Annotated in this window: 21 protein-coding genes and 1 pseudogene; 10 read left to right on the forward strand and 12 right to left on the reverse strand. The window is 37.3% G+C overall.

Translation table 11 applies throughout. The features are described from left to right. Nucleotides 1-109 precede the first annotated feature (109 nt). Nucleotides 110-1,360, forward strand: a complete 1,251-nt coding sequence (locus tag QFZ87_RS14670; RefSeq protein ID WP_309862575.1) for a HAMP domain-containing sensor histidine kinase — start codon at nt 110-112, stop codon at nt 1,358-1,360. Nucleotides 1,361-1,534: 174 nt separating this feature from the next. On the opposite strand, the gene QFZ87_RS14675 is transcribed toward QFZ87_RS14670, so the two are convergent. Beyond that, nucleotides 1,535-2,149, reverse strand: coding sequence for a TetR/AcrR family transcriptional regulator (locus QFZ87_RS14675; protein ID WP_309862578.1), 615 nt, complete (start codon nt 2,147-2,149; stop codon nt 1,535-1,537). A gap of 224 nt (nt 2,150-2,373) precedes the next feature. On the opposite strand from QFZ87_RS14675, the gene QFZ87_RS14680 reads away from it, so the two are divergent. The 5 genes from QFZ87_RS14680 (at nt 2,374) to QFZ87_RS14700 (ending at nt 8,039) form a co-directional block, all read left to right on the forward strand. Continuing rightward, nucleotides 2,374-4,536 (forward strand): PQQ-dependent dehydrogenase, methanol/ethanol family, encoded by a 2,163-nt coding sequence (locus QFZ87_RS14680; RefSeq protein ID WP_309862582.1) that lies wholly within the window; start codon nt 2,374-2,376, stop codon nt 4,534-4,536. Between the two features lie 174 nt (nt 4,537-4,710). Beyond that, nucleotides 4,711-5,472 (forward strand): SDR family oxidoreductase, encoded by a 762-nt coding sequence (locus tag QFZ87_RS14685; RefSeq protein WP_309867896.1) that lies wholly within the window; start codon nt 4,711-4,713, stop codon nt 5,470-5,472. Nucleotides 5,473-5,636: 164 nt separating this feature from the next. Continuing rightward, nucleotides 5,637-6,716, forward strand: a complete 1,080-nt coding sequence (gene xerS, locus QFZ87_RS14690) for a tyrosine recombinase XerS (RefSeq protein ID WP_309862585.1) — start codon at nt 5,637-5,639, stop codon at nt 6,714-6,716. 151 nt (nt 6,717-6,867) lie between these two features. Next, entirely contained in the window at nt 6,868-7,638 is a 771-nt protein-coding gene (locus QFZ87_RS14695; protein ID WP_309862587.1) for an LAGLIDADG family homing endonuclease, read from the forward strand. Between the two features lie 29 nt (nt 7,639-7,667). Beyond that, nucleotides 7,668-8,039 carry an rRNA methyltransferase gene (locus QFZ87_RS14700; protein WP_309862590.1) on the forward strand — a complete coding sequence of 124 codons (372 nt, stop codon included), beginning with the start codon at nt 7,668-7,670 and terminating at the stop codon, nt 8,037-8,039. 121 nt (nt 8,040-8,160) lie between these two features. Here QFZ87_RS14700 and QFZ87_RS14705 read toward each other — a convergent pair whose 3' ends face one another. The 11 genes and pseudogenes from QFZ87_RS14705 to QFZ87_RS14755 all read right to left on the reverse strand — a co-directional run bounded on the left by QFZ87_RS14705 (nt 8,161) and on the right by QFZ87_RS14755 (nt 23,203). After that, complete coding sequence (locus QFZ87_RS14705; RefSeq protein WP_309862592.1) at nt 8,161-8,586, reverse strand: PH domain-containing protein; 426 nt, start codon at nt 8,584-8,586, stop codon at nt 8,161-8,163. A gap of 293 nt (nt 8,587-8,879) precedes the next feature. Beyond that, complete coding sequence (locus QFZ87_RS14710) at nt 8,880-10,781, reverse strand: ABC transporter ATP-binding protein (RefSeq protein WP_309862595.1); 1,902 nt, start codon at nt 10,779-10,781, stop codon at nt 8,880-8,882. Then, entirely contained in the window at nt 10,778-12,505 is a 1,728-nt protein-coding gene (locus QFZ87_RS14715) for an ABC transporter ATP-binding protein (RefSeq protein ID WP_309862598.1), read from the reverse strand. The genes QFZ87_RS14710 and QFZ87_RS14715 overlap by 4 nt, the downstream gene beginning before the upstream one ends. Before the next feature lie 254 nt (nt 12,506-12,759). After that, on the reverse strand, nt 12,760-13,152 hold the full coding sequence (locus tag QFZ87_RS14720) for a staygreen family protein (protein WP_309862601.1): 393 nt from the start codon (nt 13,150-13,152) through the stop codon (nt 12,760-12,762). A gap of 90 nt (nt 13,153-13,242) precedes the next feature. Further along, nucleotides 13,243-14,001 (reverse strand): VCBS repeat-containing protein, encoded by a 759-nt coding sequence (locus QFZ87_RS14725; RefSeq protein WP_309862604.1) that lies wholly within the window; start codon nt 13,999-14,001, stop codon nt 13,243-13,245. Nucleotides 14,002-14,098: 97 nt separating this feature from the next. After that, nucleotides 14,099-16,537, reverse strand: a complete 2,439-nt coding sequence (parC, locus tag QFZ87_RS14730) for a DNA topoisomerase IV subunit A (RefSeq protein WP_309862607.1) — start codon at nt 16,535-16,537, stop codon at nt 14,099-14,101. Continuing rightward, nucleotides 16,534-18,514, reverse strand: a pseudogene (gene parE / locus QFZ87_RS14735) (DNA topoisomerase IV subunit B). The gene parC and the pseudogene parE overlap by 4 nt, the downstream one beginning before the upstream one ends. A 295-nt stretch (nt 18,515-18,809) precedes the next feature. Then, the gene (locus tag QFZ87_RS14740; protein ID WP_309867898.1) at nt 18,810-19,226 is read right to left on the reverse strand and encodes a CoA-binding protein; all 417 of its coding nucleotides are present in this window, start codon (nt 19,224-19,226) and stop codon (nt 18,810-18,812) included. Between the two features lie 114 nt (nt 19,227-19,340). After that, entirely contained in the window at nt 19,341-20,270 is a 930-nt protein-coding gene (locus QFZ87_RS14745; protein WP_309862609.1) for a sensor histidine kinase, read from the reverse strand. A 12-nt stretch (nt 20,271-20,282) separates the two neighbouring features. Then, the gene (locus tag QFZ87_RS14750) at nt 20,283-21,203 is read right to left on the reverse strand and encodes a diguanylate cyclase (protein WP_309862612.1); all 921 of its coding nucleotides are present in this window, start codon (nt 21,201-21,203) and stop codon (nt 20,283-20,285) included. A gap of 260 nt (nt 21,204-21,463) precedes the next feature. Beyond that, nucleotides 21,464-23,203, reverse strand: a complete 1,740-nt coding sequence (locus QFZ87_RS14755; protein ID WP_309862615.1) for a glycosyl hydrolase family 18 protein — start codon at nt 23,201-23,203, stop codon at nt 21,464-21,466. Between the two features lie 181 nt (nt 23,204-23,384). Between QFZ87_RS14755 and plsY the strand changes: the two genes are divergently transcribed. The 4 genes from plsY to QFZ87_RS14775 all read left to right on the forward strand — a co-directional run bounded on the left by plsY (nt 23,385) and on the right by QFZ87_RS14775 (nt 26,727). Then, nucleotides 23,385-23,969 (forward strand): glycerol-3-phosphate 1-O-acyltransferase PlsY, encoded by a 585-nt coding sequence (gene plsY / locus QFZ87_RS14760; RefSeq protein ID WP_309862617.1) that lies wholly within the window; start codon nt 23,385-23,387, stop codon nt 23,967-23,969. A 125-nt stretch (nt 23,970-24,094) separates the two neighbouring features. Continuing rightward, nucleotides 24,095-24,271 carry a hypothetical protein gene (locus QFZ87_RS14765; RefSeq protein ID WP_309862620.1) on the forward strand — a complete coding sequence of 59 codons (177 nt, stop codon included), beginning with the start codon at nt 24,095-24,097 and terminating at the stop codon, nt 24,269-24,271. A 467-nt stretch (nt 24,272-24,738) separates the two neighbouring features. Continuing rightward, on the forward strand, nt 24,739-25,887 hold the full coding sequence (locus QFZ87_RS14770) for a CapA family protein (protein WP_309862623.1): 1,149 nt from the start codon (nt 24,739-24,741) through the stop codon (nt 25,885-25,887). Between the two features lie 48 nt (nt 25,888-25,935). After that, nucleotides 25,936-26,727 carry a CPBP family intramembrane glutamic endopeptidase gene (locus QFZ87_RS14775; protein ID WP_309862626.1) on the forward strand — a complete coding sequence of 264 codons (792 nt, stop codon included), beginning with the start codon at nt 25,936-25,938 and terminating at the stop codon, nt 26,725-26,727. Nucleotides 26,728-26,791: the final 64 nt, after the last annotated feature.

Genomic DNA, 26,791 nt, shown 5'->3' on the forward strand with positions numbered 1-26,791 from the left:
GAAATACTACTTTTTTTCGTTCAAAAGAACAATAGTCGACAAATTACACAATTAAAGTATAATATGGAATCAGTGTGAGATTTTGAATAGAAAAGAAAAGGTAACGAAGATGAGTATAATAAAGGATTTTTTGCTGCAATTAACGTTTATGGTCGTACCCATATTTATTTACTATACATTTATTACTGAGAGGGTAAAGACTGATAAGAATCGAAACTTAATAATGACCATTTTGTGGGGAATATCAATCTTATTTTGCATGTCCTTTCCAGTGAGTTATGGGCAAAATGCTCGATTGGAGTTAAGAATTATTCCTCTTTTATTTGGAACCTTATACGGCGGATTTTGGCCTGGCATCTTTCTATCAGCCCTTATCATTATCATCCGGCTATGTTCTGGGTTCAGTATAGGATTTTATAATACTGTTCTTGTATTAATATTCTCTCTACCTGTAATATTGTACTTTCAAAAATCGTTTGCAAATTCGAAAAAGGATAAAAGGGTAAAAGTTGCTGTCAGTCTTGCCTTTTACTACTGTATGTTTGGCCTTCTTTTTTTTGGTATTCTAAGGGATTTTTCCGCAGAGTACATTAAAGTACAGTTGATTCATCTTATTTTTGCAGTAGTCGTTACATGGGTCTTCACTTTGTTAATTGAAAATATAAGGGAGATTCACCAGCTACGGTTAGAGATGCAAAATTCGGAGAAATTACGTGTTATAAGCGAGTTAACAAGTGTTTTCGCACATGAAATTAGAAATCCGATGCAAGTTACTCGTGGCTTCTTGCAACTTTTAAACGAGCCTGTTTCACCTGATAAAAAGAATGAATATATCCAATTATCCATAGAAGAATTAGATCGTGCAAATGAAATTATTAATGATTTTTTATCTTTTGGAAAACCTTCCATAAATCATTTCGAAAAAATTGAAGTTGGTTTTCAGCTGCAACGTGTAGCAAATATCATCCAAGGGTATGCCAAGAACCATAAGGTTGACGTTAAAACTGATGTTCGTGATAACTGTTGGATTTATGCTAATCCTCAAAAATTAAACCAATCATTGATAAATATATTAAAAAATGCGATAGAGTCAATGCCGGATGGTGGAAGTGTCTGGATTACATGTACTTCAACTAAAGATGGATATATAAAGATTATCATTAAAGACCAAGGGATCGGGATGACAAAAGAACAAATTGATAGGCTTGGATCTCCATTTTATTCCTTAAAGGAAAGTGGAACAGGATTAGGGATGATGGTCAGTTTTCAAATCGTCCGCTTATTCAAGGGTAAAATATATGTAAACAGTGAAAAGGATAAGGGGACAGAATTTATTATTCTTTTACCGGAGATGACCTAAGTGTAATGAAACAAAATTCCTTGAAACACAGGATTATTGTTTCATTATTTTTTTGTTCGCTATTATATCGCGCCACTTGTTTATATCACATTGGTCATTTCCTTAAGCCCTTCCCATTATAAATCTCTCGAATATCCTCTTCGCAAACCCCGTAAGAACACCAAGAACAAAATTCTACAAACTGCTTGAAAAACTAGACTGAATATTAGCTTTAGAATTGTCGGTTGTAAAAATAGTGAGTAAATCTTTCATTATTAAATTGGGTGAGATTTGAAAGTCACTTTTAATCCATTCATGGATTAATCCGTAAAAACCATACGCTTTATAGAAGGCATTCGAATTAAATATAGGTGAACTATCTTGAAAATTAGCGAAAAGCAGTTCATTTTGTAATATTGTAATAATGGTTTCTATAATGGAACTCTGTAATTTTGGAACAGTGTCGTTTACTATTAATAATCTATAATAATGAGAATGTTTCATAATATGATGGAAAATTGTAAACTCTTGTGGTTTCATGCGATTGAAGTTAATTTGTTCTTTTTCATTAAAAGGATGACGGCATTCTTGATAGAACTCATGAGATATGTATTCAACGAAAGAGTTGGCAAGATCTTGTTTATTCTTAAAGTACTTATAAAATGTTGCACGATTATATCCGGAGTGTGACACGATTTCTGAAATGGATAACATGGAATATCCGTTTTTAGCAGTCAGGTCCGCCAAGACGGAGTAGAAATCCATTACTGTATGTTGTTGTTTTTTAGAGATATTTTTGTGATTGATCATGAAAAATCCTCCTTAAGTAAACAATTTTTGGTAAATTGTTTATTACCTCAACACATTTTAACTTTCTGTTGATTGTGGGCCTTTTAGTCCGTTTGGTATAGTGATTATATCATAAAATAGTATGTATATTCTAAAAATTCAATAATCAATTTTCCCTAAAAATATACTATTTTATGAATATATTATCTTACTAGAAAAGAAAAAAGAGAGAAGGTGGGGGTAAAATGAAAGTTCAACAAAACAAATGGCTTGTTATTGCCAGCTTTTTGGTCCTGTTTATCATCATTGTCGGATTTTATTTTTTTCTGAGCTCAGGCAATAAAACCGAACAAACAGCTAGTAAGCCTAAAGAAATTGAAAAAGTTCCCGCACAACAAGCAGAGGTGCCAAAGGATCCGATTCCACCAGCATTTACGAGCAAGGAATTGACAACGCTTCCAGGAGAGAATTGGATTACAAATGGCGGCAGTACATTTAATCAAAGATATTCTACATTAGATGAAATCAATTCTACGAATGTTAAAAATTTAAAAGGAAAATGGGTAACACACCTTGGTTCTGGTCAAGAGTTTAAGTATTCAGGTGAGGCATCACCTATTGTTTATAATGGAGTAATGTATATTATTACAGGGGCTGATGAGGTATCGGCACTTGATGTAAAAACGGGTGAGAATTTATGGATTTATAAGCCTGAAATTGGCGAATTAACCACTGTTTGCTGTGGCTGGACAAGCCGGGGAGTTGCCATTGGTGATGGCTTGGTTTATGTAGGTCTTTTAGATGCAAAGCTTGTGGCGTTAGATCAGAAAACAGGTAAAGAAGTTTGGTCAACCGTAGTTGATGATTGGAAAAAGGGCTATACGATTACAAGCGCACCGCTATACTATAACGGCAAAATATACACGGGTATCTCAGGCGGTGAATATGGAACAAGGGGCAGGGTAACTGCCTTTGATGCAAAAAGTGGAAAAGAACTTTGGCGATTCTATACCATTCCAGGGCCTGGAGAAACTGGACATGAAACATGGCCTAGTGAAAATGATTCATGGAAACGCGGCGGTGCGCCAGTCTGGCAGACACCGGCTGTTGACCCTGAAACGGGACTGCTCTATTTCTCAACTGGAAATGCTGCCCCAGACTTAGATGGAAGTAAACGATCAGGGGATAACCTATTTGCCGCTTCAATTGTGGCGATTGATGCAGAAACGGGTAAATACAAGTGGCATTTTCAAGAGGTGCACCATGATATTTGGGATTTAGATGCACCAAATCCTGTCGTTTTATTTGATGTTGAGATCGATGGGAAAATGAGAAAAGGATTAGCTCAAGCGGGGAAAACTGGATGGGTATACATTTTGGATCGGACGAATGGGGAGCCGTTAATAGGAATTGATGAAGTACCTGTTCCGCAGGATAAACGTCAAGCAACTTCACCTACTCAGCCGATTCCAAAAGGGGATGCGTTTGTTCCACAAGAGGTAACAAAAGAGGCTCTTGCCAAGGATGCCCCTAAATATGAAGGGGAATTTGGTAAAATATTTGATCCTTTCTGGGAAGAGCCACTTCTTTTAAAACCAGCGGCAGCTGGAGGCGCCAACTGGCCACCATCCGCCTACAATCCAGACACTGGTTATTTTTATGTCGTAGCTACAGATCAGTACCAGCTTTTTACCAGAAGTGAAGAGGAGTTTAAAGAAGGAAGTATGTACCTTGGAAGTATCATCGCACCTGTAGATGATTCCCCAAGGCGAGGCACAGTGACGGCGATCGATGTGAAAACAAATAAAATAGCTTGGCAAAAGGTATGGGACGATAGTGCCTATAGCGGTGTTTTAACGACTAAGGGAGGCCTTGTTTTTGTCGGTCATAATGATGGCAGATTAATTGCATATGATGCCAAAACGGGTGATCAAGTGTGGGAGTTCAAGACAGATGCTGGTGTAAATGCCGCGCCAATCGCCTATGAAGTCGATGGAAAACAATATATTTCTGTCCTTGTTGCAGGAAATTCTCTTGCTGGGACGAAGCATGGAGACTCGCTATGGACATTTGCCTTGGACGGTACGATTGAATCTGGGACTACTCCAGTAGCTGTTAAGACTGATGAGACCACAAACGATGGTGCTGTTGAAGTAACAGCAAGTGTCGATGAGGGTCAGAACGTATTTGAAGGAAACTGTCTGGCCTGTCATGGAAGAGAAGGAACAGGGGGACATAATGGGCCTGATTTACAGCTTAGTCAAGTTGCAAAGGATCCCGAGAAGGTAACAGAAAGGATAAATAAGGGCGGAACAACAATGCCTGCTTTTGGAGATATTCTTACAGAGCAACAAATAAAAGATGTCACCGCCTATATCACTGAGATTATTGCAAAAAAACGAGAATAGAATTGAGAGAGTCAGGCCCCCGAATGCTAATTCTTTAGCGCGAGGGGGTCTTTTCACTTTGTAAAGGCATAAGAAGGATTGTTAATTCGTATGGTAGAATTTTTAACTAGGGAAAAGGAAGAATAATGAATATGTTATGAGGAATGAAAAAACATTCAACGAAAGAGGGATATGATGAAACTATCAGGGAATACCGTACTTATTACTGGAGGGTCAGCAGGAATCGGTTTTGCGTTTGCCGAGAGATTCATAATAGCAGGCAATAAGGTCATTGTCTGCGGCAGACGCGAAGAAAAGCTACAGGAAGCAAAGGAAAAATATCCTGAACTGATTACCCGCGTTTGTGATGTCACCAAAGAATCTGATCGGATTACTTTGTTCGACTGGGTAAAGGACGAGCACCCCGAAGTGAACGTGCTTGTAAACAACGCAGGCATTCAGCAGCGCTATCATGTACTTAAAACGAACACAAAGGAAGATTGGAGCTATTACAGTCAAGAAATAGCGTCTAACATCGAGGCACCATTTCATTTATGCATGCTATTTGCACCGTATTTTGCCAATAAAGACTATGGGGCTATCCTTAATGTATCATCTGGTTTAGCGTTTACTCCAATGGTGATTGCGCCGATTTATTCAGCTACGAAAGCGGCGGTTCATTCATTTACGATGAGCTTACGACATCAGCTTGAAGATACGGCCATTGAGGTGATCGAAATTGCGCCTCCGGCAGTTAATACCGATTTAGGCGGAGTAGGCTTACATACCTTTGGCACCCCTGTAGATGAATTTGCAGATGCGATATTTAAAGGACTAGAAGCAGGAAAAACCGAAATTGGTTACGCACGTGCTGAAAAAGCGATGAGGATGTCCCGAGATGAAATTGATGAGACCGTGAAGGCGATGTATGCCAATATGAAAAACACAATTCTATAATGACGCAATGAGCTACCGTTTGGGTAGCTCATTATTGTTGAATGAACGAATGTGGAGAAGATGAAATTATGTAAATAAATATTATTACGTAAAATATAAATTTGACGTAATAATAGAAGGATTTTAAAAAGGGAGGTCGAATATATTAATGATGAGGTGAATTTATGGCGTATCAAACAAAACAATTAAATTATAAAAAACTTCAGCAATTATTAAATGAATTGCCTTGGTATGTGGCTGAATATATCAATCACAAACAACGAAAGCTCTCGGCAGCATCCTTATTAAACTATTGTCATGATTTCAAGATCTTTTTTAATTGGATGGTCAGTGAGCAATTATGGTCTGACGATGTTAAAGATATTCCGCTTGAACAATTAGAGAAAATGACTGTAATCGAAGTCGATAATTTCTTAAACTTTTTACATTATCAATTAAATAACAAAGAAATTACCGTCAATCGGAAGCTTTCTGCGCTGAAATCCTTGTTTAACTATTTGCAGAATATCGCTGAGACACGTGATTTACAGCCTTATATTCAACGAAATGTTATGGCTAAGATTGAATTTAATGAGATTAAGGAAAGCATGGAAACAATCGCCAACAAAATGGAAGGCAAAATCCTTCTTGGAGATGAATATGAGAAGTTTAGAGCGTTTATTGCACATGATTACGGCGAATTAAACAAGGATAATAAGAGAATCTATCATTTTTATAAAATGAATCAGCAGCGTGATACGGCCATTGTATCGTTGATTTTAGGCTCCGGCCTCCGTCTATCTGAGTTGGTCGGATTAGACGTGGATGATATTGATTTTAGCAAATTCACTGCACGAGTGATTCGTAAAGGAAATAAAGAACAATATGTGTATTTCAGCCAGGTGGCGATGGCGGATTTACAAGAATATTTGGCTGTCAGAGTTTCAAAATACCAGATTGATAAGAATTATAAAGCGCTATTTATTTCGGCTCCCATGGGTCCTAAAGGTAAATCTCGTAGACTGACAGCGCGTGCGGTGGAAAAATTAATTGAAAAATATGCTGCAGCATTCGGTAAACCATCGTTATCGGTACATAAGCTACGGCATTCATTTGCTACCAGATACCATTCAGAGATTAATGATGTACCGAAATTACGACGCCAATTAGGCCATTCATCGATCCAAACAACAATGATATATACACATATCCGTAATGATGATCTAAAGGATGCTGTTGATAAGATGGATATGCCGAAGGATTAAATTTGACTTTTATTTTTTACTGGTCTGTATTTGTTACGATTATTAGACAAATACAGATTTTTTATTTGATATTATTCTCTTGGTTTTTGACATTAAGAACATTTGTTCGTATAATTAAATTGAGGTACTTCTATATTAGGAGGACGTTCAAATGCCTAGAAAGCCAGATATTACTAACGAGCAAATCATTGAAATGTACTTAAATGGTCTATCTTATAAAATGATGGTTGAGGCTACTGGATTAACAGATCGTGGAATAAGAAAGCTTTTAAACAGACATGACATTGAAACAAATAGAACAGTTCGAATTCATAAGGTGAATGAAGACTTCTTTAAGGTATGGACAAATAAGATGGCATGGGTATTAGGTCTATTTATTACAGATGGATGCGTTAATAAAGATACTCAGTCCATTTCGTTTACCCAAAAAAACGAACAGATACTACGTCTAATTGCAATTTATATGGGTGCAGATTATATTTTATCTCCAATTGCAAAAACAAGACAGACCCCTACTTTAATTATTAACTCAAAAACATTAAAAAAAGACTTGGAGGTTTTAGGAATCCAACATAATAAATCTTTAACAGTGTCCTTTCCAAATGTTCCTAATAAATACTTACCTGCATTTATAAGAGGTGTAATTGATGGTGATGGTTGGGTTCAAAAGAAAGGATATGTAATGAATATAACAACAGGAAGTATTGGATTTGCTAACGGACTTCTATCTGTTTTTCAATCTTGGGACTTACGAACAGAGATTACATCCCAGATTAGTAATGCTGGAAATCGGATATACCGAGTATGGGTTAAAGGAAAATACGAACTTCCTAAACTAGCAAAAATTATTTATAATGATGAAATGGGTTATTACACTTCATATAAAAAGGATTATATGACACAACGTATAAATGAAAAATAAGTCAATATTAAATATTAGGAGTGATTGCAATGTGGGTATCAGTAAATGGAAAGTTGATTCAAACAACAGATAATTCGAGAATTAAATTCAGAACAAACATTAGTAGATCTTTAATAAATTATTTAAATCAAGTAGCAGCAAACAATAATACACATATTAACTACCTAATTGAAAGTGGATTACAAAATGTTTTATCTAAAGGCTATATTAGCTTTAACAAAGAATTAAGACCTACTGACAGGGTTCAATATAAAACAACCTATGACAAAAACCTATTAGAGAAAGTAAAAGAATTTGCGAAAAAGCATGATTTATTTATTAATGATGTAATTGAATATAGTGTTAATTTTGTTGATGTGGAAAAGGCTAAAAAAAGTAATTATAAACATCGGATAGAGTAAGATTTTAGGATTCTATACAACGCCCCGAACATAATACATATTCTAGGAACTTATAAAAAGGAAATTAAAATATGTCTCATATCCAAAGTATACTTGTGAAATTGAGACAGAATGAATTTTTTTAGTTAAAATTGATTTCAATCTTAGGATTTATTTTTTTGATCATCTTACAGAATTCTTTTTCATGTTTAGGTGAAATTAAAATTGTGTTGTAATTACCGTATCGTATTTGAAGTCGTTTTATTGATAATGCTGGGCTTGATAATGGATTTAGTGTTTTTCGAATACTATTGATTGACATAATATCAATTTTCCAACGAAATGGTCCACTGACAACGATAAATTGTTTTCCTTTAATTTCATAATAGGTTCCGAACCACACCCAGCTAATAAATGTGGTTAATAAAATAGTAGTTAATATGGTTGTAGTGGTCTCCCCCATCCCATCTGGTCCTCCGGGGAGAAAAATGAATGATCCTATTAAAAAGAGTATGGTACCCCATAAAAGAACCCCGGTGATAAGCCCTTTTTTTGAATAGAACCGCATATCGTTAGGCCTCCCTTCTACTATTTTTTATCCTTATTGGTTGCCATGTCATATGCCTTTTTTAAAAACATAGGAATTCTACAAAATCCATAAGGAATTCTACAAAACTAATGAAGAATTCTACAAATTTACGAGTTATTCTACAAAATCACAAAGGAATTCTACAAAATATGGATAATACTACCAAATCAACTCACGAACCCTACCTCTTATCTACGACCCACCACTCCAAAAGTTACAAAAAAAACGTCTAGAAAGTCCACTAGACTCCCTAAACGCCTCTATCAACTACACTATCCTACATTCTTTATTCCACCACTACCAGTAAACTGACTATTATACAAATCAGCATAAAAACCGCCACTTGCCAACAACTCTGCGTGATTCCCTTTTTCTATCACACTTCCATTATTCATCACAAGAATCAGATCAGCATCTCGAATCGTAGATAACCGGTGTGCAATAATAAAGCTCGTACGTCCCTTCATCAAATGATTCATGGCCCGCTGAATCTGCACTTCTGTCCGAGTATCTACACTGCTGGTTGCTTCATCTAAAATCAATATAGCAGGATTTGCTAGAATCGCCCTGGCAATCGTTAATAGCTGCTTCTGTCCTTGCGAGATATTGGATGCTTCTTCATTCAAAATCGTATCATAACCCTCAGGCAGTGTGCGGATAAAATGGTCGGCGTTAGCCGCTTGTGCCGCTGAAATAATTTCCTCTTCGGTCGCTCCCTCTCTACCGTACGCGATATTGTCACGAATAGAGCTATTGAACAGCCAAGTGTCTTGCAGCACCATACCGAAAAAGCTTCTTAGGTGCGCACGTTTTAACATTCTAATATCAATGCCATCTATCAAAATCTTACCCTCGTTGATTTCATAAAAGCGCATCAATAAATTTATAAGAGTCGTTTTACCAGCCCCTGTTGGCCCAACAATCGCTACTTTTTTACCTCTTTCCACTTCAATATTCATATTTTCAATTAACAGTTCGTTTTCTTTATATCCAAAAGAGACATTTTCAAATGCTACGTCACCCTTAGGAGAATCAATTATGAGAGCTTCAACCGCTTCAGGTATTTCCTCTGTTTCGTCTAGTATTTCAAACACCCGTTCCGCGCTCGCAACCGTGGACTGAATTATGTTTGCAATCGATGCTGTTTGAGCGATTGGCTGAGAAAATTGTCTTGTATATTGGATAAAGGCTTGAATATCACCGATCTCAATCGCCTTTTTTGTAACTAAAATACCGCCAGCAACGGATACTAAAACATACCCAATATTATTTATAAAAGACATTAAAGGCATAATCATGCCAGAAACGAATTGCGCTTTCCAACCTGCTTGATAGAGCTTTTCATTTATTCCCTCAAATTGTTCAATGGACTTTTTTTCATGCCCAAATACCTTAATGACTTTATGACCTGTATACATTTCTTCAACATGCCCATTAAGCTGTCCCAACGATTTTTGTTGTTTTTTAAAAAACTGTTGTGATTTTTTTGCGATTTTTGCAGTAGCAATAAAGCTCAACGGCAGTGTTACAACCACAATGAGTGTCATCAACGGACTAATTGAAAGCATCATCACAATCACTCCAATTAGCGTGACAACCGAAGTAATGAGCTGGGTTAAGCTTTGCTGTAAAGTAGTACTAATATTATCTACATCATTCACTGCACGGCTGAGGATCTCCCCATGTGTCCGGGAATCAAAGTATTTTAGCGGCAGTCGGTTAAGTTTTTCTTCCACTTCATTACGCAGGTTATAGACGGTTTTTTGAGCGACTCCAGCCATGATATACTGCTGAATATAGGCAAAGATCGCACTCATTAGATAAAGACCAATTAATAAAATTATGATCTGACCAATATAGTCAAAATCTATTTTTGCACCAGGCACACCTTTAATCTTCATCATTAAGCCCTCAAACAGTTTGGTTGTTGCCTTCCCCATAATTTTCGGGCTGACAATAGCGAATACTGTACTGATCATTGCGGTAAGTAATACAGAAAGAAGCTGTAGTTTATATGGTCTTAAGTATCCTATTAATCTTCTAAGTGTTCCTCTAAAATCCTTTGCTTTTTGGACAGGCATCCCCATGCCCATTGGGCCGAATCCGCCTCCTGGCCCCGGTCTCCGAGTTCCAGCACCTGGTACGCCGTCTTGTCTTTTCGAGTCTCTACTCATGCTATCTCCTCCTCGGAAAGCTGAGACATTACGATTTCACGATATACCGGACTTTTATCCAACAGTTCTTTATGTGTACCAATGCCTGAGATTCGGCCATTATCTAGTACAATGATTTGGTCTGCATCCATAATCGTACTCACACGCTGCGCAACAATTAATACAGTTGAATCAACAGTTTCCTGTTTTAATGCAGACCGCAGCTTGGCATCTGTTTTAAAGTCCAATGCAGAGAAACTATCATCAAAAATATAAATCTCTGGTTGTCGCACAAGGGCACGGGCGATGGATAAGCGCTGTTTCTGACCACCCGAAACATTTGTTCCCCCTTGAGCAATCTTCGCATCAAAGCCCTCATCCATTGCAGAAATAAAATCAGTTGCTTGTGCGATATCAGCTGCATGCTTTACTTCATCCTCTGTTGCATTTTCTTTACCGTAACGGATATTTTCTGATATCGTCCCTGTAAAAAGCACGGCCTGCTGCGGGACAAAGCCAATCTTTTCACGGAGTCGTTCCTGTGTCATTTCTCGCACATCTACACCATCTACTAAGACTGTGCCACTTTCCGCATCATAAAAACGCGGGATCAAATTAATGAGTGTTGATTTACCAGACCCTGTTCCACCTATTATGGCAGTTACCTCACCAGGAATCATTTTAAACGATATATTCTCAATCGCTGGCATTTCAGCTCCAGGATAACTAAACGTGACATCTTTGAATTCTACCAGCCCCCGCACACTTTCTACAGACGTAGACACAGACCAATCATTAATATCTGCCAAAGTCTCAAGGACCTCGTTTATTCTGACAGCCGAGACGGAGGCCCGTGGTATCATCACGAACATCATAGATAGCATGACAAACGAGAACATTATTTGCATAGCATATTGAATAAATGCCATCATATCTCCGACCTGCATATGGCCATTGCTAATACGAAGACCACCAAACCAAATAATAGCGACGGTTGAAAGATTGAGGACGAGCATCATAATTGGCATCATAGCTGCCATAAGTTTGTTTACTTTAATAGCGGTTTGCGTTAAATCCCAGTTGGCTTCATTAAACCTCTTTTTCTCGTGATCCGCCCGATTAAAGGAGCGAATGACGCGAATTCCTGTTAAGTTTTCTCGTAAAACCCGGTTAAGTTTATCGAGTTTTACCTGCATGGCTTTAAATAGTGGGATCCCTTTTCTAGCTATAATGACAATGGCAATCACAAGAACAGGCAAAGAAACGGCCAGCACTAGCGTCAATTTGGTATCCTTTGAATAGGCCATAATAATCCCACCAATGCACATCATTGGTGCCATGGCCATCATTCTCAGCATCATTACAAGCACCTGTTGGATTTGGGTAATGTCGTTCGTTGTTCTCGTAATCAATGAAGATGTACCCAGTTGATCAAATTCATGTAAGGAAAATTTGCTCACATGAGAAAATACGCTAGAACGCAATAATTTTCCAAAACCTGATGCGGCCTTCGCTGAAAAAAAGCTAGCTGCTATGGAACAAATCATTCCTCCAGCCGCTACGAGCAGCATAAAACCGCCAATTTTCCATATGTAGTCCGTATCTCCTGTTACGACGCCCTTGTCGACTATATCGGCCATTAACGTTGGCAGATACAGCTCAGCTAATGACTGTAGAAGGACAAGGACAAGTACTAGGTAGATTGGCTGCTGAAATGGTCGTAAGTATTTTGTTAATTTTAACAAAAATCTTCCCTCCCTTTTTTACCACGAAATTGGAAAAATCTTTAAAAAATAATGTTATTACTTTCCTTTTCAGCATTAGTGAATTAAGTATATTCCCCATGAAAAATTTGGTCAAATTTTACCAAGATTAGTTGTTTTCCCACAAAAAAACACAGGTTTACCTGTGCTTAAAATTAATATCTAGCTATAATCAAATCAAATAGTTCCTCGGTGTACCGTAAAATATAACCTGATTAAATGGAGGATAAATAGATTCAAAATGAACATAAAATTGGGGCTTCCAACAGCCATGGGAAGTTTGAAAATAGTGCTTGATCCCCATTAACTATTGCTTTTAATGCTAAATTTAATTCCTTTTGAAAAATCATAAAACGGACTTTTGTGTAATTTTCATCATATTCCCCACCGCTTACATAGACACGAGCACACAATGAATATTCCCCTAACTGGGGTACCCACTCAGCCAATACCTCATCACGCATGCTGTAGTTGACGGCACTATAATTGTATTCACAACCTATTGTTAGAAATAGCTGTCCAGTGGTATCCGAATGAGTAAGTGTATATTTTCTTCCCTCTACAGGACGAAAAGGGGTAGCGGGGGCTTGGTAGCTTACCGATAATTTTGAAGGAATGAAGACACTCATCAAAAGCTTCCTCCTTTCAAAAGAGCTACCTTAGTATATGAAAATTCAATTTTTTCGTGACAAATGCCTATTTCATGAATATCATTATTGTTATTTTTGCTGTTCCTTCTTTACATCGCTAAAAAGCAATCTCCAATGACCCTTGTCAAATATCCAAGTAGATTCAACCAATGCAATCGTGTCACCATTTGCAATACCAGTTACGCGTTGTATTCCTTTTAGCCCCTTTATCTCTCCTTCAAGTGTAACTGGATTCAAACTGTTAAATGTATTGACGGTTAATTCGGTTGGTTCATTTAATTTTCCTTTATAATAGACGCCCATTTTCCTATAATAATTCTTTCGATCTTTTAGATCGAATAAATAGGACTTTCCAGTTTGGGCTAATTGGATCTCAGCCTTAAAATTATTTAAAAAGTGACTCTCCATCTCGAGTGGTTCAGGTACTGCTAATTTGGTGACTTCAAAGTCTTTTAAAGAGTATAGAAGGTTGACCACAGTTCCTTCATTTTCTTCCGATAAAACACTCGTAAATAAGTCTTTTACACCATCATTGTTTAGGTCGATGAGCCGAACGGAAGCCTTAGAACCACTTTCTAATGAAAGGGTATACGTTTTCTCATTGGAAGCGGCCACTTCAAGATAAATTCTTTTTAAATATGAATCCTTTTCATCATAAGGAACTCCTTTTAAAAGAATAACATCATCTTTTCCATCTCCAGTAATATCCATTTCCTCTTTGGATAACGTTACTGTTTCCTTATTTTTTTCGATTGCGTAGACTCCGGTAATGGCAGTTAGAGATATAAAAAAACACGCAACCAAAGCAAGCAGCATCTCTTTTTTCATCCATTTCCCCTCCAAACCTTGATAAAAACTAGTATGTCCAGAAATGGAAAAATGATGAAAAAAGACTCTCTAAATTTTAGAGAGTCCATTAACCATCTTATTCACTTGGATTTTGAGTAGCTTCCTCTTTCCAAACGTTACTAACCTTACCGTTGTCACCCTCATCAAGGATAAACGAACCGTTTGAGTACCGGTCGCTAAAACGAATATCTTCAGCTTTAAAAGTTTCTAAATAACCTTTTTCTGTTTGAATAAAAATAAGGTCCGGGTCATTAGCGACAGCGAAGCCAATGACTCGATGTGGGTTCGATTTAAGCTCTCTTAAAATAACTACACCTCGTTTAGCACGTGATGATTTTTCAAACTCTTTTAACTTCATCCTCTTCACAGAGCCACGCTGTGTTGCAATGACAATGCTTTCTTTGCTGTCAGGAGTAATCAGTTTACCACCAACTACAAAGTCTCCATCCTTTAAATTGATGCCTTTTACTCCCGCGGCACGTTGACCAACAATACTAATTTCTTCCTCATGGAACCATAGGGCATACCCGAAATTGGTAATCATGAATACTTCTTTCGTTCCATCGGTTAAGTGAACGTCAATCACTTGGTCATCATCTTTAAGATTCACAGCAACAAGCGGCTTGGAGTATCGCTGTGCTTTATATGCTTTAAGCTCAGTTTTCTTTATCATTCCGTTTTTGGTTACAAACACTATGAAGGCTTCCGTTTCAAAATCCTTAATCGGAAGGGCTTTGATAATTTCCTCGTCACGTTCAATTGGAATAATATTGGCCACATGCTGTCCGAGATCTTTCCAGCGGATATCAGGCAGTTCATGAACAGGGCAGAATAAGTAATTCCCTTTGTTCGTGAAGAGGAGAAGGACATCCTTGGTATTCATGTCAAGCTGTGCAAATAAGCGGTCGGAATCCTTCATTGCTAAATCTTGTCCATTGGAAGCAGCGTACGACCGCTGACTTGTCCGCTTTACATAACCTTCCTTCGTGACGGTAACAATAACATCTTCACTCGGTACAGTTACTTCTAGATTTATTTTCAATTCTTCGATTTCCGCTTCAATTTTGGAGCGTCGTTCATCAGCAAAGCGCTTTTTCACATCTTTTAACTCTTTTTTAATGACAGAGAAAAGCTTTTTCTCACTTGCTAAGATGCTAGTAAGCTCTTCGATTTTCTTGGCCAATTCTTCTGCTTCCTGTCTTAAAGCAGTGATATCTGTATTTGTTAAGCGATAAAGCTGTAAAGAAACGATGGCTTCTGCCTGTAGCTCGGTAAATGCATATTTCGCAATTAAATTGTCCTTCGCATCGCGTTTATCCTTCGATGCACGAATCGTTGCAATAACCTCATCTAGGATGGATAATGCTTTCATTAATCCTTCAACTATGTGCTGGCGTTCCTTTGCCTTGTTTAGTTCAAATTGGGTTCTTTTTGTAACCACTTCTTTTTGATGTTCGATATAAGCATCTAGTAGCTCTCTAAGACCCATTAATTTTGGCCGTTTTTTATGAATAGCAACCATATTAAAGTTGTAGGTTACTTGAAGATCACTATTTTTATATAAATAGTTTAAAACACCTTCTGCATCGGCATCTTTTTTCAATTCAATAACAATTCGCATGCCTGTACGGTCTGTCTCATCCCGAACCTCAGACATTCCTTCGACTTTCCGATCAAGGCGGAATTCATCCATTTTTTTGACAAGGTTAGCCTTATTGATTTCGTAAGGGATTTCAGTAATCACAATTTGCTGCTTACCACCGCGAACTTCTTCAATTTCGGCCTTTCCTCGAACGATAATTTTGCCTTTACCAGTTTCATAGGCTTTTTTAATCCCATCTATACCTTGAATGATCCCACCAGTTGGAAAGTCGGGGCCTTTGACAATCGTCATGAGCTCATCGACTGAAACATCAGGTTGTTCCATTCTCATAATTACCCCATCAATGATTTCCCCAAGATGGTGCGGTGGAATATCTGTTGCATATCCGGCAGAGATCCCGGTAGACCCGTTAACAAGGAGGTTTGGAAACATCGCAGGTAAAACAGTTGGTTCCTTTGAAGTATCATCAAAGTTTGGAATAAATTCTACCGTTTGCTTCTCTATATCACGTAACAGTTCAGCTGCAATAGCCGAAAGGCGAGCTTCTGTGTAACGCATAGCTGCAGGCGGGTCACCGTCTACACTACCGTTATTTCCATGCATTTGAACAAGAACGTTTCTAACCTTCCAATCCTGACTCATCCGGACCATTGCTTCATACACGGAAGAGTCACCATGTGGATGATAGTTACCAATAACGTTACCGACTGTTTTGGCTGATTTACGAAAGCCCTTATCGAACGTATTTCCTTCCACGTGCATAGCATAAAGAATTCTTCGTTGTACGGGCTTTAGACCGTCCCTGGCATCTGGCAGGGCACGCTCTTGAATAATATATTTACTATATCTACCAAAACGATCGCCAAGTACATCTTCTAGAGGTAAGTCACGGAATTTTTCTGTTGCGCTCATCCTTCAGAACCCTCCTCAGAGACCGTTATATTTTCATTTTCCAATATGGTGTCATCCTCTTCTAAACCAAATGCCACATTACTTTCAATCCATTTACGTCGCGGTTCTACCTTATCGCCCATAAGTGTGGTTACACGGCGTTCCGCTCTTGCAGCATCATCAATTCTCACTCGAATCAGCGTTCTAGTTTCAGGGTCCATGGTTGTTTCCCATAGCTGATCTGCATTCATTTCTCCGAGTCCTTTATAACGTTGAATAATATAACCTCTTCCAACCTTTTTCATGGCATCCTGAAGCTCATCTTCATTCCAGGCATATTCAATGATTTCTTTTTTACCCGTTCCTTTACTCACTTTATACAGTGGAGGAAGGGCAATAAATACTTTTCCTGCTTCTAGCAAGGGCTTCATATAACGATAAAAGAAAGTAAGCAACAGAACCTGAATATGGGCTCCATCTGTATCAGCATCTGTCATGATAACGACTTTATCGTAATTGATATCCTCTACATTGAAGTCTGAACCAACACCGCCGCCGATTGCATGAATGATGGTATTTATTTCTTCGTTTTTAAAAATATCAGCGAGCTTTGCTTTTTCCGTGTTAATAACTTTACCCCGAAGTGGCAGAACCGCCTGAAAACGACGGTCACGACCTTGCTTAGCAGATCCACCTGCAGAGTCACCCTCAACTAGATAAAGCTCGTTCCTTTGGGGATTTCTTGATTGTGCCGGAGTCAGTTTTCCGGACAAGACTGCTTCAGACCGTTTCTTTTTCTTTCCACTTCGTGCATCCTCACGAGCTTTTCTAGCTGCTTCCCTCGCTTGGTATGCTTTGATAGATTTCTTAATGAGTAAAGAACTAATATCAGGATTTTCTTCAAGGAAATAAGTGAGATGCTCAGATACCACTGCATCAACCGATGATCGTGCTTCACTGGTACCTAATTTCCCTTTGGTTTGTCCTTCAAACTGGAGCAATTGTTCAGGGATTCTAACAGAAATAATTGCCGCTAAGCCTTCACGAATATCTGCACCATCAAGGTTTTTGTCTTTTTCCTTTAAAAGCGATACTTTTCTAGCATAATCATTGAAAACACGGGTCATTGCTGTTTTGGAACCAGCTTCGTGCGTACCGCCATCCTTCGTGCGAACATTGTTTACAAACGAAAGGACATTTTCTGAATAGCCATCATTAAACTGAAAAGCAAATTCTACTTCAATTCCATTTTGTGTTCCTTCAAAGCTGACAACATGGTGGAGAGTATCCTTCTCTTCGTTTAGGTATTCAACAAATGCTTCAATACCATTTTCAAAGTGGAACACTTCGTGAAATCCGTTTCTATCGTCAATAATTTCGATTTTCAGTCCTTTTAGTAAGAAAGCTGATTCTCTTAACCTCTCACATAAAGTTTCAAAATTATATGTTGTGGTTGAAAAAATAGATGGGTCCGGCTTAAAGTGAATCGTTGTTCCTGCCTGATTTGTTTTACCGATTTTTTCAAGTGTGGTTACAGGCTTACCGCCATTTTCAAACCTCTGCTCATAAATAAATCCGTCCCTTTTAATGGTAACGGTTAACCACTCTGATAATGCATTTACTACAGATGCACCAACCCCGTGTAAACCACCGCTCGTCTTATATCCGCCTTGGCCGAACTTACCGCCGGCATGAAGGACCGTTAATATGACCTCAGGTGTAGGTTTCCCCATTTTGTGCATTCCTGTAGGCATTCCAGCGTCCTTTATCAATAACACTTATGGAATTATCTTTGTGTATTTTTACAATAATGTGATCACCAAAGCCAGCTAGCACTTCATCGACAGAATTATCTACGATCTCATACACAAGATGGTGCAGTCCTCGTGCATCCGTACTGCCAATGTACATTCCCGGGCGCTTTCTGACGGCTTCTAAACCTTCAAGCACCTGTATGGCATCATCATTATAATCAAAAGCTTGCTGAGTTCTTGCCACTAAAATACCCCTTTCATACCCTACAAAAAGAAAAAACCTTCTAATTGCTTTATAAACTTTCCATTTAATCATTCGCTCAAATGAGTCATTAATCCTTTAAAAAATGGAATAGAACCCATGTTTGCCACTATTTATTTTATCACATGTTCTTGTGACGTCTATGCTTAATTGTAGCGATTTATTCAGATTTGGCAAATACGTAATTTTAAATAACATATTTTTGACATATCATTTTCCTCGCTTTTTGCTTAAAAAAATAGAAAAAACTGCTAATGATTAGCAGTTTTTTTGAACATTATTTTGTCAATGCATGCTCGACTTTAATGCAGCGGTCCATAACAACCGTATATCCCTTTTCTTTAAGGAATGTATAGGCTTCTTCATTGATAAGACCAAGTTGGGCCCAAAAGATATCTGCATCAATGTCAGCAAATTCCTTTGCAACATCAAATAACTGTTCGGAACGACGGAAAACGTTTACGATATCAATATGACCTTCGATATCCTTTAGCGATGCGACGGCTTTTACACCGAGTACTTCCCCATCAATGGTAGGATTGACGGGGATAATTTCATAGCCCGCCTTTTGCATTGCTGCAGAAACCTGATAGGAGGTACGCTCAGGGTTATTACTTAAACCTACAACAGCAATTCTTTTTGCTTTTTTTAAAATTGCCCCTAGTTCTTCGCGACTTGGGATTTCAACTGTCATCATACTCACTCCTAGCTTTTTTCTTTTATTTTACCGTTAACGGAGTTAAAAACATAATATAACGCTTTTAAATAAAAAAAAGCCCCTGCTTTCATCAGGAGCTAATGAGATTATTTATACGGAAACACCCTCTGGTTCGGTTGAAACAGCACACCTTGGCAGTGCAATGAGAAATTTGGACCCATCGCTTGTATTTTCAACAGAAATTCTACCATCCATTTTCTCAAGGATCATTCTTGCTATAAAATGGTCCAATCCTGATCCATCAGAACGGGTGGAAAAATACGGGTCAAATATCTTCTGAATATGAGCGGGATCGATACCACCTGAATTTTCAAAGACCTCTACAATTACGCATTCTTTTGATTCCTCTAATTTGATAACCATTTTGCGTTTTTTTATATTTTTATCCACAAAGGTATCTCGAAAGATTGAAAATAGAATGACCATGACCTGGCTAAATTCATTTGGATAACCATATCCGATATGTTGCCCCCTATATTCATATGACACCTGGATATTATGATTTTTAAGGCTTGGGGAAAACATCGTTAATGCATCCTCAATCGAATCTCCAACAGAGAAGAAGCTTTTTTCCGTATTTAGCTGGTAAAACTTCCGTAGATCATTCACTATACCTGACATTACATTTATTTGGGCCAAACTTTCCACTGTAAAGCGGTCAATATACTGATCATCAATTTCACCAAATTCACGCGCTTCTCTGACATCCTGAATTAATAGTGATAGACTATTTAGTGGTTGAAGCCATTGTTGCCCCATGCTCGAAATCATTTCACCTATTGCTGCAAATTTAGAATGTCGGATTAATAGAAGATCTTTTTGCCTATTTTTTTCAAGTTCTTCCTGTATGCGTATTTCAAATTTTTGATTCCTCAAGTTATACTTTGCTGTTAAATCTTGATAATTACTTTCACTTGTTTTTAGCTGATTCATTAACTTACGAATCTTACTAAAACAGTGGAACAATATTACCACCATTAAGGAAATTGTTAGGGATAGTGTTATATACAAAAATAACAATTGGGCACCTTCTTAATGAGCTTTGCTGAACAATGTTACACGATTACGTCCATTCTTTTTTGACTTATGGAGAGCGATCTCTGCCTCGTTTAGTAATTCTTTCTTTGATTTCCAGTTTAAATGTTCAGTAACCCCAAAGCTGCATGTCACTTTTCCAATACTTTTAAAATCAAAGTTCTCTATTAAAAAACGAAGAGACTCTGCAATTTCAACTGCATCATCTGCTTCAATATTCGGGAGTAGAAGGAAGAATTCATCAGTTTTCCCACGACCCAAAATATCCTTTTCACTAATTTTCTGTTGGATAATGGTTGAAATAGTAGTTAACACTTCTTCACCTGCATTCATGCCAAAACCATCAATAATTTTTTGAAAGAAGTCGATTTCCATTTTAATAATAGAAAAAGGGTGGGTACCATCTCTGGTACGTTTTACTTCCTCTATCAAATATTCATGGAACTTCACACGATCTATAGTATTTGCAAAGTAATCAACTGCTGCGATATTGTTCTTAATTTCATTTTCCAATTGAATTTGGTTTACAGATGATTGTATGGCTTGAAAGAAATAATCTAAATTAATAGGCTTTAGGATGATATGATTCGAGTAACCCTTAATCATGTGAATAAAAAAATCATTATCATCATGATTAGTTGTTAGAATTACTTGTACGTTAGCATTCATTTCTCTTATTCTTTGCACCATTTCTAACTGACCCATCTGATCCATTGTAATATCAATAATGACTATGTCAGGTTGATATTGCTGATAGAGCTTTAAACCTTCCACACTGTCACTAGCTACAAAAAGCGTTGTAAAACGGCGCTTAAGGATACGTAAAAGCTTCTCACGAGAAAACTTTTCTTCTTCAACTAACAACACCTTAATATCAGGAAATTGATAGGTTAAATATTGTGGGATATTTCTTGCCATATGATGATCACCTCTTTCTTCTTTTAATGAAAGTTATATAAGAAAAAAGGCCCATTTGTTTGTTTGGAATCGGCCGGTTTTTGCTTGTTTATCTGATTTTATCTAAATTATATGGGCTCTATACATTGCTTTCAACGAGTTAACAAATGGTTTGAAAATTCTTCATATTTTTGTAATAAAATTGACTCTAATTGTTCTTAGTTACTTTGAAAAAAGCGTATATTGCAAAAAAAATAATCAAAGGAGTGCCACCCCTTTGATTATTTTTGCGTCACTGATCGATCAGCTAGTAGATTTAATGCTGTCCAAGCGGTTTGATCCCCAAATAGTCGGGACCATGTACCAATCCCAGCGAGTTCATATTTGATCGCTAGGTCTGCTCGTTTATTCAATGACAATTCATCCTCAATCCATATTTTATAGGTCGCTTTTTCATCTGCTGCATAAAATTCTGCGTAGTTTTGGCCACTTTCTTCATCATATTTTGGCTGTAGACCTTTTTCAGTCAGCCACGCTTTCACTTTATCCATTGCTAGGGCCTTTGCTGTTATTTCCACCGTACCATTAGCATTCATTTGTTCCTTCCAGAGCCTTGCATATAAAGGAACCCCAAGAATTAATTTTTCCTTTGGCACTTCTGTCAGAAGTCTTTCAAGGTTTCGTTCCACCCATGGCAAACTTGCCACACTCCCTGATCCTGAAGAGGCATTGGTATGCTCATCATAGGCCATAACAATAAGGTAGTCGACAATTTTGGCTAGTTGTGGTCTTTCATAAAATGAAGACCAGTTGTTGTTAGCCCCCGCTGAGAAGGTAATATCCATCGAAATGACAAGGCCTGCTTCGTGCAGGTATGGCGCTGCCTCTCTCATAAATTGAGTAACTAATGGTCCATCCTCAGGATTAACATTTTCTATATCAAAGTTCATCCCTTGAAGCTGATACATCTGACTAAAGTGAAGCAGTTGCCGGATAATCGCTGCTCTTGTATCAAAATCTTTGAATGCTTCGTGGGTCAATTGAGGATCAAAGGAATTAGAAAATACACCCCAAACTTGATATCCCTTTCCTTGAGCCCATTTACTATAATCAAGTGAGGCAAGGTTTTTAACTGCTCCATAATTGCTAGCAAGGGAGAACCATGTAGGTGAAATAACATTTAATCCTGTCATTTCTGGTATTTTCGACATGTCAGGATTCTTGGTATAGACGGCTTCCCATGTTAATTGAATGGGTCCATTTATTTTGGGTATTTGAAATGTTTTCCGCTCGTTCTTTATGGATATCTTTACGCGTGCCCCTTTTGAGACATAATCTTTTTTTATATAGCCGCTAACACCGTTTGCTTTCCTAACAAGATAAAATTCGTCTTTTTCACCCTCAATGATGATCTCTTCTTTCGATTTCATGTCAGCGACATAGGGTGAATGCCAGGTGGGCTTTGTGCGAAGTCTAAGCTTCTCTTTATTAATTTCCTTATCTGTTAATCTACCATTCTCGTATTGATCACCATCCTGTTGAATCCATATCGCATTACTATCAGGTAATGTTTTATATTGAATAGGGTAAAGAGATAAGATTGGATCAAGCGCAATATATAGTTCTCCATTCTTCGCAAGAATGGGAGACAGCTGTAAGTTTACTGGCTTTTGATTCACATAATAACTTAACGAATCAGTTGGCATTTGTACAACTTTATCTGTCGTAGTGATAATAACTGATTTTGATTTCTCATCATAATGGATCGTGCCATCCATATTTTTTTTCACAAATGAAAGTGGCACAAACAAGGTGTTTTCTTCAATAAAGGCATTTCCTTGTTGCTTTCCCATGAAAAGGATTGGATGCTGGCCTTGAAAATAGGTCTTTTTCTCTGTGGATGCAAATGGATAAAGTATTAGAAAAATAGAAGAGATAATAAGTAAAATAGCACTTATGAATCCTCCGATTATCCATTTAGTTGATAGATTATTATTTTTTGTATATTCTAGACGTGCCATGTTTCCCTTCCTCCTTATTTCTATCCTAAGGTATCTTATTGCAATTGAGAAGGTATTTTTAGAATCTCTTTCGGTCCCTTCTTCACTAATAATTAAAGTTAATCAAGAAAGCAATAGTGTTTTTTAATCAATACATGGTAAAATAAAAGAACTGGATCTTTTATCGAAGGAGAAATTATGAATGGTTCAAATTATATTAGTCTTGATCCTTGCCTATTTGCTAGGCTCAATCCCCTCAGGGTTAATCATCGGTAAAACGTTTTATAAAACCGATATTCGTCAGCACGGAAGCGGAAATTTAGGAGGCACGAACACTTTTCGAACACTTGGAGTGAAAGCAGGAATTGCCGTTACTCTTGCTGATATTTTGAAAGGGACTTTAGCAGCTTCCTTACCCTACCTCTTTCATGTAGACATTAACCCATTACTAGCTGGTGTCCTTGCTGTTATTGGTCACACTTACCCAATTTTTGCGGGATTCCGTGGAGGTAAAGCAGTTGCCACTTCAGGAGGAGTTTTACTACTCTGTGCTCCATTAATGTTCATCACAGTTTTGGTTGTCTTTTTTCTCAGTCTGTACATAACAAAATATGTTTCGTTATCATCTATGATTGCAGGTCTCTGTGCAGTCATTTACGCACTGGTCATATGGAATGTCCCGTTACTAATTGCTGTGACGTTATTAGCATCATTTGTCATTTACCGCCACCGGGCAAATATTAAGAGGATCATCAATAAGACAGAACCAAAAATCAAATGGCTATAAAGGAACCGATTCGGTTCTTTTATAGCCATTTTTCATAAAAATGTCGAAATCCCTTTGGTTATATCCCTTTTTTTTCCTATAGAATAAAAGTAGGAATAAGTGTCAGTTCATGGAGGGGGATAAAATTGCAAATTGTTAAACAAGAACTTATTTTTTCAACCGTTGTTTCAGAGAGCACCGATGTAAATGACTTTATTGTCGAGTTTAAGAACCCTGAGGAAGGAACAGACTATTCTCCGATAAAAGTTACTAGAAATTTTGAGGAATTACTTCAGTTTCTTGATGAATTAGAAGAGTCATAAAGATTTATTCTTAGAAATAGGTTGACTTTAAATGGGGCAGCCTATTTCCTACATTCTTAATAGATGGAATTTTTTATTTCCTAATACATCGTCAATATAATCGAGCTTTGTGTGATCGAAGTAAACAAACTCTTTTTCATGAATAAGGATAGTTAGGTCATCGAACTCAAAAGTAAGATCCCCTTGAATTTTCCGCTCTTCCAGAGACAGATTTAATTTTGGCCCACCTCAACCAATTCCCATACTTAATCGGATATAAAGTATTTCATTCTCTGTCTTTTTTTCTTTGTTTATTGAATCCTGTAATATCTTATGAGCATTCCCTGTAATACGAAACATCAGATTCACGCCCCTATCTTCTTATTATTTGTCCAAATAAAAATTTAAAAAATCATACTAATATATTATAGTATTATCAAGGAGTACGAAAATAATTTGCCTGAACAAGCTCATACAAGGAGAAATTTATGAGAAAGAAAGCTTTTATTACCTCTGTTTTAATTATTTTTATTTGTACCACTCTTGCATCTATCCTCTTTGTGAATGAGCAAAAAGAAAAAAACGAAAAGAAAAACTATCCTTCAAAAAATCATAGTACGCGGCCTTTCCAACTAACAAATCGAAAGCTGATTGAAAAAGTAACGATTGGAGCAATTGGAGATATACTGATCCACGATGTAGTCTACCAAGATGCCTTCAATGGAAAAGATTATAATTTCGATCCAATGTTTGAAAATATAAAAGCACTATTAGAAAAACCAGATGTATTAACAGCAAATCAAGAAAGCATGCTTGGAGGCTTGGAACTAGGACTTTCAGGTTACCCTAAGTTTAATAGTCCCCATGAGGTAGCCGATGCCCTCATTCATACAGGTGTCGATATCGTTTCAACCGCCAATAACCATACATTAGATAGAGGGTTTAAAGGAGTTCAATCAGAAGCTGCCTACTTACAAAGTATAGGTTTACCATATGTGGGGAGCTTTGTAGATGATAAGGATCAACAAAATTTAAGGATTATAAATAAAAATGGAATAAAAATCTGCTTCCTTTCCTACACATACGGAACAAATGGAATCCCCGTCCCCAAAGGGAAGGATTTTCTTGTCAACCTGATTGACCGTGAGAGAATGAAAGGAGAAATTCAACGAGCAAGAAAAGCAGCGGATTTAGTTGTGATGAGCATTCATTGGGGGAATGAATATCAACGAATTCCAACAAATAATCAAAAGGATTTAGCTCGTTTCTTGGCAAATGAAGGTGTGGATATCATATTTGGTTCTCATCCGCATGTCCTTCAACCTATGGAATGGTTCAACACAACGGATGGAAGGAAAGCATTTGTGGTTTATTCATTAGGCAACTTTCTTTCTGCTCAGAATAATAATTATAAAGACATTGGCGGTTTAGCCACAATCGATGTAACTAAACAAATTACAGACAAAGGGACAACTATCGAAATTTCGAATCCAGTCTTCTTTCCAACCTATATTACTAGTCAAAAATATCACCACTTTAAGGTTGTTCCATTGGAGAATGCAGCAACATTTGGGCTTACGAATGCGGATGCGAAATACAAAGAAATTCAACAACATATGAAACAATGGCTCCGTTAAGACGGGGCTTTTTTCTAATGAACAAATTATATGAAAGGAGTAATAGGAATGGACACTAGATACTCTAGAGGTTTGTTGTTAGGTGGACTTTTTACCATTATGTCCTTCCTTTTTACAAGAGGTTTTTATTCGCTTTTCTTTATAATCCTTTTTGGGTTACTAATACTGGTTGCTTTTTTTAAGGAAAACAATCGGCTATTTGTCTGGTTGATCGTTGCATTTTTTTTAGGTAATTTACTCATTGGCTACGCAGACCATTTTATCGATGCGTACCCACTATCGCCTTTTACACTTGTATTAATAAGTCAATTGTTATGGACGATTCCGATTATACTAATAACCTATGTGATAAAGAAATTCAATAAGCCAACAGGCTATTCTTACATAAGCTTTATTAGGAATTCTCCCATTCAAATAACCAGCCATTTCACAATCTCCTTCTTTCTGCTTTTTTATTTCATGCTAGCTCTCCTTGTGTTAAGTGTAATTCTTGTCCTTGTAATGAAGGCGGGAGAATGGACTATCTTAAAGATTGGTTTGATACTACTATTTTCTGGATTGAATTCATTTTTAGAAGAATTATTGTGGAGGGGAATATTTATTACGCAGTTTATCCGAATGAGCAGCAAGCGTATGGGTATCTTACTAAGTAGTGCTGCATATGGGCTGTATACAACGATGTTTGGTTACTCGATAAAAATAAGTTTGTTCTATTTCCTATTGGGTGTTGTATTTGGCTTCGTCACTGTTAAATCAAAGAGTTTACTCCCTTCCTTTATTATTCATAGCATCATTACAGTCCTTCTGTTGCTTCTTGGCTGGGTAGTTTTGCCGTTATAAAATTCGAATCATTCGATTCTCATCCGCTTTTCTTATATAATAAAAGGATTAGCAGCTAGAAAGG

Origin of the sequence: Bacillus sp. SLBN-46, from assembly GCF_031453555.1 — a bacterium.
Lineage (GTDB): Bacteria > Bacillota > Bacilli > Bacillales > Cytobacillaceae > Neobacillus.

Bases quoted from the DNA above. Each gene is read 5' to 3' on its own strand.
- QFZ87_RS14685 (WP_309867896.1), top strand. From the start codon at position 4,711: ATGAAACTATCAGGGAATACCGTACTTATTACTGGAGGGTCAGCAGGA.
- parC (WP_309862607.1), bottom strand. From the start codon at position 16,537: ATGAGCGCAACAGAAAAATTCCGTGACTTACCTCTAGAAGATGTACTT.
- QFZ87_RS14675 (WP_309862578.1), bottom strand. From the start codon at position 2,149: ATGATCAATCACAAAAATATCTCTAAAAAACAACAACATACAGTAATG.
- plsY (WP_309862617.1), top strand. From the start codon at position 23,385: ATGGTTCAAATTATATTAGTCTTGATCCTTGCCTATTTGCTAGGCTCA.
- QFZ87_RS14720 (WP_309862601.1), bottom strand. From the start codon at position 13,152: ATGAGTGTCTTCATTCCTTCAAAATTATCGGTAAGCTACCAAGCCCCC.
- QFZ87_RS14750 (WP_309862612.1), bottom strand. From the start codon at position 21,203: ATGGCAAGAAATATCCCACAATATTTAACCTATCAATTTCCTGATATT.
- QFZ87_RS14755 (WP_309862615.1), bottom strand. From the start codon at position 23,203: ATGGCACGTCTAGAATATACAAAAAATAATAATCTATCAACTAAATGG.
- QFZ87_RS14700 (WP_309862590.1), top strand. From the start codon at position 7,668: ATGTGGGTATCAGTAAATGGAAAGTTGATTCAAACAACAGATAATTCG.
- QFZ87_RS14740 (WP_309867898.1), bottom strand. From the start codon at position 19,226: ATGACAGTTGAAATCCCAAGTCGCGAAGAACTAGGGGCAATTTTAAAA.
- QFZ87_RS14775 (WP_309862626.1), top strand. From the start codon at position 25,936: ATGGACACTAGATACTCTAGAGGTTTGTTGTTAGGTGGACTTTTTACC.
- xerS (WP_309862585.1), top strand. From the start codon at position 5,637: ATGGCGTATCAAACAAAACAATTAAATTATAAAAAACTTCAGCAATTA.
- QFZ87_RS14725 (WP_309862604.1), bottom strand. From the start codon at position 14,001: ATGAAAAAAGAGATGCTGCTTGCTTTGGTTGCGTGTTTTTTTATATCT.
- QFZ87_RS14695 (WP_309862587.1), top strand. From the start codon at position 6,868: ATGCCTAGAAAGCCAGATATTACTAACGAGCAAATCATTGAAATGTAC.
- QFZ87_RS14770 (WP_309862623.1), top strand. From the start codon at position 24,739: ATGAGAAAGAAAGCTTTTATTACCTCTGTTTTAATTATTTTTATTTGT.
- QFZ87_RS14670 (WP_309862575.1), top strand. From the start codon at position 110: ATGAGTATAATAAAGGATTTTTTGCTGCAATTAACGTTTATGGTCGTA.
- QFZ87_RS14680 (WP_309862582.1), top strand. From the start codon at position 2,374: ATGAAAGTTCAACAAAACAAATGGCTTGTTATTGCCAGCTTTTTGGTC.
- QFZ87_RS14705 (WP_309862592.1), bottom strand. From the start codon at position 8,586: ATGCGGTTCTATTCAAAAAAAGGGCTTATCACCGGGGTTCTTTTATGG.
- QFZ87_RS14710 (WP_309862595.1), bottom strand. From the start codon at position 10,781: ATGAGTAGAGACTCGAAAAGACAAGACGGCGTACCAGGTGCTGGAACT.